The organism is Klebsiella sp. CSG-1 (assembly GCF_056521145.1).
Genome location: NZ_JBWNLD010000005.1, coordinates 462,280 through 474,329 on the forward strand (window position 1 = coordinate 462,280; position 12,050 = coordinate 474,329).

The 12,050-nt window shown below is 56.5% G+C and carries 12 protein-coding genes; 8 read left to right on the forward strand and 4 right to left on the reverse strand.

Annotated features, from left to right (window positions below; all coding sequences use genetic code 11):
* Positions 1–13: 13 nt before the first annotated feature.
* Genes rpe through trpS form a run of 3 tightly spaced genes read left to right on the forward strand, consistent with a single transcriptional unit; the run spans position 14 to position 2,442 of the window.
* Positions 14–691: a ribulose-phosphate 3-epimerase gene (gene rpe / locus AC007G_RS15380; RefSeq protein ID WP_004868444.1), complete on the forward strand. Its 678-nt coding sequence runs from the start codon at positions 14–16 to the stop codon at positions 689–691.
* Complete coding sequence (gene gph / locus AC007G_RS15385; RefSeq protein WP_032690462.1) at positions 684–1,445, forward strand: phosphoglycolate phosphatase; 762 nt, start codon at positions 684–686, stop codon at positions 1,443–1,445. Before rpe ends, gph begins: the two co-directional genes overlap by 8 nt.
* The gene (gene trpS / locus AC007G_RS15390) at positions 1,438–2,442 is read left to right on the forward strand and encodes a tryptophan--tRNA ligase (protein ID WP_032696893.1); all 1,005 of its coding nucleotides are present in this window, start codon (positions 1,438–1,440) and stop codon (positions 2,440–2,442) included. The genes gph and trpS overlap by 8 nt, the downstream gene beginning before the upstream one ends.
* A gap of 120 nt (positions 2,443–2,562) precedes the next feature.
* Here trpS and cysG read toward each other — a convergent pair whose 3' ends face one another.
* From cysG to nirB, 3 genes are all read right to left on the reverse strand, one after another.
* Complete coding sequence (cysG, locus tag AC007G_RS15395; RefSeq protein ID WP_032690464.1) at positions 2,563–3,936, reverse strand: siroheme synthase CysG; 1,374 nt, start codon at positions 3,934–3,936, stop codon at positions 2,563–2,565.
* Positions 3,937–4,091: 155 nt separating this feature from the next.
* A complete protein-coding gene (gene nirD, locus AC007G_RS15400) occupies positions 4,092–4,418 on the reverse strand; it encodes a nitrite reductase small subunit NirD (RefSeq protein WP_004868437.1) in 327 nt (108 codons plus the stop codon).
* Complete coding sequence (gene nirB, locus AC007G_RS15405) at positions 4,415–6,958, reverse strand: nitrite reductase large subunit NirB (protein WP_004868435.1); 2,544 nt, start codon at positions 6,956–6,958, stop codon at positions 4,415–4,417. The genes nirD and nirB overlap by 4 nt, the downstream gene beginning before the upstream one ends.
* 240 nt (positions 6,959–7,198) lie before the next feature.
* On the opposite strand from nirB, the gene AC007G_RS15410 reads away from it, so the two are divergent.
* Positions 7,199–8,524, forward strand: coding sequence for a cytosine deaminase (locus AC007G_RS15410; RefSeq protein WP_032690465.1), 1,326 nt, complete (start codon positions 7,199–7,201; stop codon positions 8,522–8,524).
* Here the strand turns inward: AC007G_RS15410 and tsgA are convergent.
* Positions 8,521–9,705 (reverse strand): MFS transporter TsgA, encoded by a 1,185-nt coding sequence (gene tsgA, locus AC007G_RS15415; protein ID WP_032690466.1) that lies wholly within the window; start codon positions 9,703–9,705, stop codon positions 8,521–8,523. The two genes, AC007G_RS15410 and tsgA, sit on opposite strands and share 4 nt — an antisense overlap.
* 277 nt (positions 9,706–9,982) lie before the next feature.
* Between tsgA and ppiA the strand changes: the two genes are divergently transcribed.
* From ppiA to pabA, 4 genes are all read left to right on the forward strand, one after another.
* The gene (ppiA, locus tag AC007G_RS15420; RefSeq protein WP_004868429.1) at positions 9,983–10,552 is read left to right on the forward strand and encodes a peptidylprolyl isomerase A; all 570 of its coding nucleotides are present in this window, start codon (positions 9,983–9,985) and stop codon (positions 10,550–10,552) included.
* A 107-nt stretch (positions 10,553–10,659) separates the two neighbouring features.
* Positions 10,660–10,827: a YhfG family protein gene (locus tag AC007G_RS15425; RefSeq protein ID WP_049267913.1), complete on the forward strand. Its 168-nt coding sequence runs from the start codon at positions 10,660–10,662 to the stop codon at positions 10,825–10,827.
* Complete coding sequence (locus tag AC007G_RS15430) at positions 10,817–11,407, forward strand: putative adenosine monophosphate-protein transferase Fic (RefSeq protein ID WP_032698705.1); 591 nt, start codon at positions 10,817–10,819, stop codon at positions 11,405–11,407. The genes AC007G_RS15425 and AC007G_RS15430 overlap by 11 nt, the downstream gene beginning before the upstream one ends.
* Positions 11,408–11,451: 44 nt before the next feature.
* Positions 11,452–12,015, forward strand: coding sequence for an aminodeoxychorismate synthase component 2 (gene pabA / locus AC007G_RS15435; protein WP_032698707.1), 564 nt, complete (start codon positions 11,452–11,454; stop codon positions 12,013–12,015).
* Positions 12,016–12,050: the final 35 nt, after the last annotated feature.

The window sequence follows — 12,050 nt, forward strand, 5'->3', positions numbered from 1 at the left end:
CAAGGAGATGCGGATGAAGCAGTATTTGATTGCCCCTTCGATTCTGTCGGCTGATTTTGCCCGCCTGGGCGAGGATACCGCCAAAGCGCTGGCTGCAGGTGCGGACGTTGTGCACTTTGACGTGATGGACAACCACTACGTGCCGAATCTGACCATCGGCCCTATGGTGCTGAAAGCACTACGCAACTATGGCATCACCGCCCCGATCGACGTGCACCTGATGGTGAAACCGGTCGACCGCATCATCCCTGATTTCGCCGCGGCGGGCGCCAGCATTATCACCTTCCATCCGGAAGCCTCTGAGCACGTCGATCGCAGCCTGCAGCTCATCAAAGAACATGGCTGTAAAGCCGGTCTGGTGTTTAACCCGGCCACGCCGCTGAGTTACCTTGATTATGTGATGGATAAGCTGGACGTTATCCTGCTGATGTCCGTTAACCCAGGTTTCGGCGGCCAGTCCTTCATCCCCCAGACGCTGGATAAATTGCGCGAAGTGCGCCAGCGCATCGATGCGTCGGGTTATGACATTCGTCTGGAAGTCGACGGCGGCGTGAAGGTCAGCAATATTGCGGACATTGCGGCGGCAGGCGCAGATATGTTTGTTGCCGGCTCCGCGATATTCGACCGTCCTGACTACAAGGAGGTTATTGATCAAATGCGTAGTGAATTAGCAAAGGTTAGTCATGGATAAATTACACTCTGTTCGCGGTGTCGCCTTTGACCTTGACGGCACGCTGGTCGACAGCGCACCGGGTTTGACGGCTGCGGTTGATAGCGCGCTCTATGCGCTGGAGCTGCCGATGGCGGGCGAGGCGCGCGTCGTAACCTGGATCGGCAACGGTGCGGATGTTCTGATGGAGCGGGCCCTGAGCTGGGCGCGTCAGGAACGCGCAACCCAGCGTGCTGCAATGGGAAAACCCTCCGTCGATCATGACGATATTCCGCGGGCAGAGCAGCTGCTGGTGCTGCGTAAGCTGTTCGATCGCTACTATGCTGAAGCGGCGGAAGAAGGCAGTTTTCTGTTCCCGGCAGTGGCTGATACGCTTGGCGCACTGCATGCGAAAGGCCTGCCGCTGGCGCTGGTGACCAACAAGCCGACGCCGTTCGTTGCGCCAATTCTGGCAGCGTTGGATATCGCGAAATATTTTACGGTCGTCATCGGTGGCGATGATGTGAAGAATAAAAAACCACATCCGGATCCGCTGCTGCTTGTGGCGCAGAAGCTAGGTCTGGCGCCTGCTGAGCTGCTGTTCGTTGGCGATTCACGTAATGATATTCAGGCGGCTAAAGCCGCTGGCTGCAGCTCTGTCGGACTGACCTACGGGTATAACTACGGCGAGTCGATCGCGCTCAGCGAACCGGACTACATCTTCGACCAATTTAATGAACTCTTGCCCGCTCTCGGGCTACCGTACAGTGAAACTCAGGAATTGAAAAATGACTAAGCCCATCGTTTTTAGTGGCGCACAGCCCTCAGGTGAATTGACCATTGGCAACTATATGGGTGCGCTGCGTCAATGGGTGAGCATGCAGGATGATTATCACTGCATCTACTGCATCGTGGATTTGCATGCCATCACCGCGCGTCAGGATCCTGAGAAACTGCGTAAAGCGACGCTGGATACTCTGGCGCTTTACCTGGCATGTGGTATCGACCCGGAGAAAAGCACCATCTTCGTTCAGTCGCACGTGCCGGAACACGCACAGCTGGGCTGGGCGCTGAACTGCTACACCTATTTCGGTGAACTGAGCCGGATGACTCAGTTCAAAGACAAATCTGCGCGCTATTCGGAAAACATTAACGCCGGTCTGTTTGACTATCCGGTGCTGATGGCGGCGGACATTCTGCTGTATCAGACCAACCAGGTTCCGGTTGGCGAAGATCAGAAACAGCACCTGGAGCTGAGCCGCGATATCGCGCAGCGCTTCAACGCCCTTTACGGCGAGGTGTTTAAAGTGCCTGAGCCGTTTATTCCTGCATCCGGTGCCCGCGTGATGTCCCTGCTTGAACCGACAAAGAAAATGTCCAAGTCAGACGACAATCGCAATAACGTGATCGGTCTGCTGGAAGACCCGAAATCGGTGGTGAAAAAGATCAAGCGCGCCGTGACGGACTCCGATGAGCCGCCTGTTGTCCGCTATGACCAGCAGAATAAAGCCGGTGTCTCCAACCTGCTGGATATTCTTTCCGGGGTTACCGGTCAGAGCATCGCGGAGCTGGAGCAGCATTTCGAAGGCAAAATGTATGGTCACCTGAAAGGCGAAGTGGCTGATGCGGTGTCCGGTATGCTGCTGGAGCTGCAGGAGCGCTATAACCGCTTCCGTAACGACGAAGCGTTCCTCAATCAGGTGATGAAAGACGGGGCTGAAAAAGCCAGCGCTCGTGCGTCGCAAACGCTGAAAGCAGTCTATGAAGCCATTGGTTTTGTGGCTAAGCCGTAAGCGATAGCCGGGCGATAAACAGAAAAGGGCGGGTAAATCCCGCCCTTTTGCATGTTAAGCGTATGCGACGTTTGCCGGTCAGTTTCTCAGCATTCGCGAGCTGAACCCGGAACGTCAGTATCAGTGATGTGAGAACCAGTTCAGCTTGTCGCGCAGGCTGACCACGCGGCCAACGATAATCAGCGCCGGGCTGGCCATCTGCTGCGCCAGAATATCCAGCTGATCTAAGGTGCCGGCGACCACTCTTTGGCTGACCGCCGTACCGTTTTCAACGATAGCCGCGGGCATATCCGCCGCCATGCCGTGAGCAATCAGGTTCTCACGGATAGCAGAGGCCTGGTTCAGCCCCATATAAAACACCAGCGTCTGCTTCTCTACCGCCAGGTTTTCCCAATCCAGCTCGCCGCCGGTCTTCAGATGGCCGGTGATCAGGCGGACGCCCTGGGCGAAATCGCGATGGGTCAACGGGATACCTGAATAGGCGGAACAGCCTGAAGCCGCGGTAATTCCTGGCACCACCGAGAAGGGGATTCCGGCGTTGCACAGGGTTTCCAGCTCTTCGCCGCCACGGCCAAAAATAAAGGGATCGCCGCCTTTCAGGCGCACCACGCGACGTCCGTTCTGCGCCTCGCGCAGCAGGATCTGGTTAATCTCTTCCTGGGGTACGCAGTGATAGCCCGCGCGTTTGCCGACGAAAATCCGATCGGCGTCGCGACGTACCAGATTCATAATGTCGTCAGAAACCAGACGGTCATACACCACGACGTCCGCCTGCTGAATCTGCTGGAGCCCTTTGAGGGTCAGCAGCCCGGCATCGCCGGGACCGGCGCCGACCAGCACCACTTCGCCACGGTGATCCAGCGGCTCCGTTAACAGTTGCTCGGTAGTATCGGCAACGGCCTGGCGGTCTTCATTGGCCAGCGATTGCGCCAGACGGTCGTTGACGAACAACTTTTCCCAGAAACGTCGACGTTCGCCGACCGTCGCAAACTGTTTTTTCACCCGCGAACGCAGCTGGCCGGCATAGTGGGCCAGCTGGCCTAAGTGGAGCGGCAGAATCGACTCCAGCTTTTCCCGCAGCAGCCGCGCCAGCACCGGTGAGGTACCGCCAGAGGAGACGGCGACCATCAGCGGCGAGCGGTCAATGATCGACGGCATAATAAAACTGGCCTGCTGCGGCGCATCCACCACGTTACAGAATATCCGCCGTGCCTCTGCCGCGTCGCTGACCCGCTGATTGACATCTTCATCGTCGGTGGCGGCGATGGCCAGCCAGCAGGTGTCGAGAAGCGCCGGGTTAAACGGCGCTTGCACCAGGGTCAGCATCTGCGAATCAGCCCACGCATGGAACTGCGGCGAGAACACCAGCGCGTTGACCGTGACTCTGGCGCCGGCATCAAGCAGCAGGCGTGCCTTGCGTTCGGCAACATCACCGCCGCCGACCAGTAAGCAGTCGCGGCCGCGCAGCTGACAGAAAATAGGTAAGTGATCCACGGAACATCCTCGCAGCAAGCAGTGGGAGAGGGATAAGCGGTCGTAGCATAGCAGCAGAGGGTTGGCACAATATACGATTTTTCGGGCGCCTACCGCTTAGTTGGCATAAGAAGAAAATATGGTTCCCGCCGGAGCGCGGCGGGAACCTCAGGGCATCATGCCTTCAGCTGAACGTTGCCGTCTTTCACGCGCGCATCGAAATGTGCAATGGAGTGGCTTGCATCTTCCATGCACAGGCCGTCGCGCAGACGGAAGCGCTGTTTCTTCAATGGGCTGGCGACCCACAGCTCACCCTCATGTTCAGCAATGATGCCTCGCGACAGCACGCTGGCGTTGAAGAACGGGTCGATATTGCTGATCGCATAGACCCGATCGTCATGGTAAGGCCGGAACAGGGCGACCTGCTGCTGGCCCAGCAGCGCACAGACGCCGGTTGCAGGCAGAATATCGTCAATCTTGCAGATGTTTACCCACTGGCTCATGCGTTCTCCTCCACCAGAGTGACCGGGATACGCTCATACGGCGTTGCCGGACGGTGCTGCTCGCGTTCCGGTACGACCTGTACATTCGGGTCGCGCTGGTTGCTGTTGATAAAATGTTTGAAGCGGGTTTGTGCCGCCGGATTGTTGACCGTCTCGGTCCACTCGCAGGCGACAGCGGCACGCAGACGCGCCAGCTCTTCTTCCAGGTGGGCGTTCAGGCCCAGCTTGTCGTCGATAATGACGCTACGCAGGTAGTCGATGCCGCCTTCCATGTTGTCTAACCACGGCGCGGTACGCGTCAGCTTATCGGCGGTACGGATATAGAACATCATAAAGCGATCGAGATAGCTGAGCAGCGTTTCGCGATCGAGATCGGCGGCCAGCAGGTCGGCGTGGCGCGGCTTCATCCCGCCGTTCCCGCAGACGTACAGGTTCCAGCCTTTCTCGGTAGCGATAATGCCGACGTCTTTCCCCTGCGCTTCCGCACATTCACGGGTGCAGCCGGAGACGCCAAACTTCATTTTGTGCGGCGTACGGATGCCTTTGTAGCGGTTTTCCAGCTCGACGCCGAAGCCCACGCTGTCGCCGACGCCGTAGCGGCACCAGGTGCTGCCGACGCAGGTTTTCGCCATACGCAGCGCTTTGGCATACGCGTGGCCGGTTTCGAAGCCCGCTTCAATCAGCTGACGCCAGATTTCCGGCAGGTCGTCTTTTTGTGCGCCGAACAGGCCGATACGCTGTGAACCGGTGATTTTAGTGTAGAGGTTATATTCGCGCGCGATGCGCCCTACGGCCACCAGGCCTTCCGGCGTAATTTCGCCGCCGGCGGAGCGCGGGATAACCGAATAGGTCCCGTCTTTCTGGATGTTGGCGAGGAAATTATCGTTCGTGTCCTGCAGCGGCGTATGCTGAGGCTTGAGAATGTACTCATTCCAGCAGGAGGCCAACAGCGAGCCAACGGTCGGTTTACACACTTCGCAGCCGTAGCCTTTTCCGTGTTTCGCCAGCAGCTCTTCGAAGGTTTTAATCCCTTCTACGCGAATCAGGTGGAACAGCTCCTGGCGGGAGTAGGCAAAGTGTTCGCACAGATTGTGGTTCACTTCGATCCCCTGTTTCGCCAGCTCCGCGTTCAGCACCTGGGTCACCAGCGGAATACAGCCGCCGCAGCCGGTACCGGCTTTGGTTTCTGCTTTCAGCGCGGCGACGGTATGGCAGCCTTTGTTGATGGCGGAAATCAGCATCCCTTTGGTCACGTCGAAGCAGGAACAGATTTGCGCGCTGTCCGGCAGTTTATCGACGCCGATTGACGGCTTACCGCTGCCTGCGTGTGCCGGCAGAATCAGCGAGTCCGGGTTTTCCGGCAGTTCAATGCCGTTGAGCACCAGCTGCAGCAGATTGCCGTAATCGCTGGTGTCACCGACCAGCACCGCGCCAAGCAGAGTTTTATTGTCTTCGCTGACGATCAGTCGTTTGTAGACTTCTTTGCTTTCATCAAGATAGACGTAGCTGCGGGCGCCAGGCGTGCGGCCATGCGCATCGCCGATGCCGCCCACGTCAACGCCAAGCAGCTTCAGTTTGGCGCTGAGATCGGCCCCGATGAAGCGGTTGTCGTTGCCGAGGAGATGGTCGACGGTCACCTGGGCCATTTTATAACCCGGCGCCACCAGACCGTAGACGCGGTTGTTCCAGCTGGCGCATTCGCCGATAGCATAGATATCCGGATCGGAAGTCTGGCAGGTGTCATTGACCACGATACCGCCGCGCTGCGCCACGGCCAGACCGCACTGGGTCGCCAGCTTGTCGCGTGGACGAATACCGGTGGAGAAGACGATAAAATCGACCTGCAGCTCGCTGCCATCGGCGAACTGCATGGTTTTTCTGGCCTCGCTGCCCTGTTGGACAATCTCTTTGGTGTTTTTGCTGGTATGGACCTTCACGCCCATACTTTCGATTTTACGCTTGAGCTGCTCGCCACCCATATTATCCAGCTGTTCGGCCATCAGCATGGGCGCAAATTCGATGACGTGGGTTTCCACGCCGAGGTTCTTCAGCGCGCCGGCAGCTTCGAGGCCCAGCAGGCCGCCGCCGACTACGGCGCCGCGTTTGCTGCGACGCGCGCAGGATTCAATCGCGTTCAGATCTTCAATGGTGCGGTACACAAAGCAGTCCTGAGTGTCCGCGCCTTTGATTGGCGGGATCCACGGATAGGAGCCCGTCGCCATCACCAGCTTGTCGTAAAATACGGTGCGTCCCGCGCTGGAGTGAATCACTTTCTCCTGGCGGTTAATGGTAATAGCGCGTTCACCGATCAGGACTTTAACGCCATGTTTCTCGTAAAAACCTTCACGGACCAGCGAGAGCTCTTCGGCGGTGTGATGGGAGAAGTAAGACGACAGGTGGACGCGGTCGTAAGCGATACGGGGTTCTTCACAGAACACGGTAATGTCGAACTGTCCGGCAGGCGCCTTATCAAGAAGCTCTTCGATAAAGCGATGGCCAACCATGCCGTTACCGATAATAGCGATTCTGACTTTGCTCATTTTTGCCTCGATTTCTTTTCTATTACCGCCTACCTTAACGATTCAGCCAGGACACTTATTGATACAAATCAAGAACGCCCGCGCCTACCACTTAATGGGTATGCTTATGATTTTCCTGGATTTTTATAAGTTATGGAAAACTCAGGCTTTTCCTCGCTGTTGCTTTTGTGTACAAAATGGATGCGGGGGAACGTTCATGGGTTGGGCGAAAAAACGGCAATATTCACGGGAGTCATCAAGATGACAGCAGTTCCGCTTTGGTTGATTGAGAACGTACGTTTGCCTGACCGCGAAGGGCTGTGGCAGATCGCGATAGATAAAGGCTGTTTTGGTGATATCACCCCGATGGGCGATGCGCGCAGCGAAAGTTATGAAGTGCTCAACGCCCGCGGCGGGCTCGCGATTCCGCCATTTATTGAACCGCATATTCATCTCGATACCACCCAAACTGCCGGCGAGCCAAACTGGAACCAGTCCGGGACGCTGTTCGAGGGGATTGAGCGCTGGGCAGAACGTAAAGCGCTGTTGAGTCACGAAGATGTGAAGGCCCGGGCGTGGAAGACGCTGAAATGGCAAATCGGCAACGGGATTCAGTTTGTCCGGACGCACGTTGACGTGTCTGACCCGACGTTGACGGCATTAAAGGCGATGCTGGAGGTGAAACAGGAGGTAGCGCCATGGGTAGATTTGCAGATAGTCGCCTTCCCCCAGGAGGGGATCTTATCCTACCCCAATGGTGAGGCCTTGCTGGAGGAGGCCCTGCGACTCGGGGCCGATGTGGTCGGCGCCATTCCGCACTTTGAGTTTACTCGCGAGTATGGCGTGGAATCGCTGCATATCGCGTTCCGTCTGGCGCAGCAGTATCAGCGTCCGCTGGATATTCACTGCGATGAGATTGACGACGAGCAGTCGCGGTTTGTCGAAACGGTGGCGGCTCTGGCGTTGAAAGAGGGGATTGGCCCACGGGTTACGGCCAGCCATACCACCGCGATGCACTCCTATAACGGCGCCTATACTTCGCGGTTGTTTCGGTTACTGAAGCTCTCGGGAATCAACTTTGTCGCTAACCCGCTGGTGAATATTCATCTTCAGGGGCGTTTTGACGATTATCCAAAGCGCCGTGGCATCACCCGGGTGAAGGAGCTGATGGCGGCGGGCATTAATGTCTGTTTCGGTCACGATGATGTTTTCGACCCGTGGTACCCGCTGGGTACTGGCAATATGCTGCAGGTGCTGCATATGGGGTTGCATGTCTGTCAGCTGATGGGCTATCAGCAGATTAACGATGGGCTGAAGCTGATTACCGACAACAGCGCCCGCACCTTTGGCCTGCACGATTACGGCATTGTGCCGGGCTATCCCGCAAATCTGGTTATTCTACCGGCGGAGAATGGTTTTGAAGCGGTTCGCTGCCAGGTGCCGGTTCGCTGGTCTATTCGTCAGGGACGGGTAATTGCCACAACGCAACTGGCACAGACCTGGATCCAGACCGACAGAGGAGGAGAGGAGCTGTTCTTTAGCCGAAACAGCCCCTTCACTGACGCAAAGGGGCCAACAAAGGCTTAGTGGGAGGCCGCCGCCGCATTGTGCTGGCGGTGGCGGGAGACGAAGCCAAGGATTAAGCACATCACAAAGACGACGGCGTAGAGGCCGTTAGCGGTGTGCAGCGCTGCCAGCGGGCCGCTGGCAGCCACAATCGGACCGGTCACCACGAAGGTCAGCATTGTGCCGATGGTGCCGCAGGTCAGTACAAAGTTCACCAGTTTCGGCGACGCGACTTTGGTTTGTAGCGAACCCAGCGTAATCAGCGAGGTGTAAATCGCGCTGGAGAAGAAGCCGAGGGTCAGAATAAACCACGGCATATGCTCCGGTGAACCGTTGATGAACAGGTACATCAGCACGGTGGCGAGACCAGCCAGTACGGTCAGGATCCGCTGGAGGTCGAAGAAGCGCAGGATGAAGCTGAACGACCACATGCCAATCATGTACGACATCCAGAAATCACTCACCAGCTTACCGCCATCGGCCAGGCTCATGCCCAGGGTCTTGGCATACTCCGGTACCCAGGAGATAAAGCCCAGCTGACCGAGGATGTAGCACAGCGCCGCAATGGCGAGGAACAGCACGCCGATGCCCCATTTTTCTTTCACGACCGGCTGGTTGTCCTGCTGCCCTTTTTTGCCAAGAACCGGGAACTCACAGCCGAAGGTCAGAATAAAGATGGCAACGTAGACCAGACCAATGCAGGCATAAACCCAGTACCACTCAATGCTGCGGGCCAACAGGAATGCGGCGACCATCGGGAAGATCATCCCCGCCATGCTGAAGAAGGAGTCGGTAAACAGCAGACGCGCGCCACGCTGGCGGCCTTCATACATGTGGGTGATCAGGAAGGTCCCGATCGACATGGTGATCCCGCTGACCAGTCCCAGAACGAACATGGACGCGGAGAACAGAGCCAGGCTGTGGCTAAACATCAGCCCGGCAACGGCCAGTACCATCAGAATGAAGCCAAAACGCAGCTGGGTTTTCAGCGGCACAATTTCCATCAGCCAGGCGTTCAGGAAGATAGAGATCAGGATACCGGCGTTGAGGAAAGTAAAGGTGTTGCTCATGCTGGAGACGGGCAAATGGAAATAATCGGCGATATTTCCCATCACCATTCCGGTGACGATCACCAGCGCGCCGGTGAGGGCGTAGGAAAAGAAGCTGATCCATGTGAGCTTGATACGATTGCTGTTAGTCATGACTGGCCTGTGAATAGAAATGTAAAGCGCATTGACTGCGCCAGGGCGGACAGATTTTATTCATTCGAGTGATGTAAGCAAACGTTTATTATGCAATGAAATGCTTTTTGCATAGATTAGTGTGATTTAGATCCGCTTTTATTGATCGCGCAGGTCAAGGCGTGCGTCGTAACAACTGTTTCAGCTACGTAAAATTAGGTAAAAGGCTGGCCCAGGATGCAAAGGCTCTTTAGAATCAAAGCACTTGCTTTTTATTCTGCTCCGTTAAGGAATTCCCATGCTCAAATCAACTCTGGCGGCGGTGGTTGCCGTTTTCGCCATTTCAGCTTTCTCTCCGGCAATGGCAGCGAAGGGCGATCCTCATGTACTGCTGACGACGTCTGCGGGCAATATTGAGCTGGAGTTAAATAGCCAGAAAGCACCGATTTCCGTGGATAACTTCCTGAAGTACGTGAACAGCGGCTTCTATAACAACACCACTTTCCATCGCGTGATTCCGGGCTTCATGGTGCAGGGCGGCGGCTTCAACGAACAGATGCAGCAAAAGCAGCCGAACCCGCCGATTAAAAACGAAGCCGATAACGGTCTGCGCAATACCCGCGGCACTATCGCGATGGCGCGTACTGCCGATCAGGACAGCGCCACCAGCCAGTTCTTCATTAACATTGCGGACAACGCCTTCCTTGACCACGGGCAGCGTGATTTTGGCTATGCGGTCTTTGGCAAAGTGGTGAAAGGCATGGACGTGGCGGATAAGATTTCTCAGGTTCAGACGCACAACGTCGGACCGTACCAGAATGTACCGTCCAAACCTGTCGTCATCCTCTCAGCGAAAGTCCTGCCGTAAGCCTTTCTGTGCGCGGGTAACATCGCCCGCGCCACATCGGCCTCTCTGCGTAACCCGAAATTGCTGCTTATACTTGTGGCAAACAGGGGACGATAAGGGAGGCGACCATGCGTTCACTCACCGATAAGCAAAAATCCCAACTCTGGGAACAGACCCGCAATGTGAATTTTCAGGCCAGCCGTCGCCTTGAGGGCGCAGCGATCCCGCTGGTGACGCTGACTGCCGAACAAGCGCTGGCGCGTGTCGCCGAGATCAGGAGGCGTCATGAGCAGTAAATATGGCGACGATCGCGACCCTTACCTCTACCCTGCGCTCAATGTGATGCGTAACCGTCTCGGCATTCGTCAGGCGCAGCGGCTGGAGCAAACGGCCTGGGAAATCACCTCCCTGCGTGCGGCGACGCTGCCGCTGGGACCGCGTGGCCGCGGGCTACCTTACCTCTGTTTCATTCATCATCAGCTGTATCAGGATATCTTCGACTGGGCGGGGCAATTCAGAGAAGTCGATATCTATCAGGGTGATACCCCTTTCTGTCATTTTGCGTGGATTGAGAAAGAGGGCAATGCGCTGATGCGGGCGCTGGAGGACGAGGACTATCTCAGCGGAATCAGCCGCGCGACGTTTGTCACGCGTCTGAGCTGGTACTACGGGGAAATCAACGTCCTGCACCCGTTTCGCGTCGGTAGCGGCCTGGTTCAGCGGATTTTCTTTGAACAGTTGGCTCTTCACGCCGGGTTTGTGCTCGACTGGCGGGATATCGACCCCGATACCTGGAGCCAGGCTAACCAGCTGGGGGCGATGGGCGATCCCGAACCCCTTGAGCGGATCTTTCGAAAAGTGGTAAGCGAAGCGTGAGAATCTGAGTAGAATAGCCCGGTTTTATTCTTTCCGGAGCCGCTATGATCCTGCTTATCGACAACTATGATTCTTTCACCTGGAACTTGTACCAGTACTTCTGTGAACTGGGGGCGGAAGTGCTGGTCAGGCGTAATGATGAGCTGACGCTTGAGGAGATAGCGGCGTTGCTGCCGGAGAAAATCGTGATCTCTCCCGGGCCCTGTACACCAAATGAGTCAGGCATTTCGCTGGCGGTGATTGCCCGTTATGCCGGTCAGATTCCGCTGCTGGGCGTTTGTCTTGGCCATCAGGCTATCGCCCAGGTCTTTGGGGCCACTATCGTGCGAGCGGCGAAAGTGATGCACGGCAAGACTTCCCCCATCCATCATAACGGGCAGGGGGTCTTTCAGGGGCTGAATAATCCGCTGACCGTCACTCGCTACCACTCTCTGCTGATTGATCCCGCGACGCTTCCCGAATGTTTTGAGGTGACGGCCCGCAGCGAAAGCGGGGAGATTATGGCCATTCGCCATCGGGAGTGGGATCTCGAAGGGGTACAGTTCCACCCGGAGAGTATTCTCAGCGAGCAGGGACATCAGCTGCTGGCAAACTTCCTCAATCGGTGATTTGTAGTTGCCATCGACTGATTTTTTATGCATAT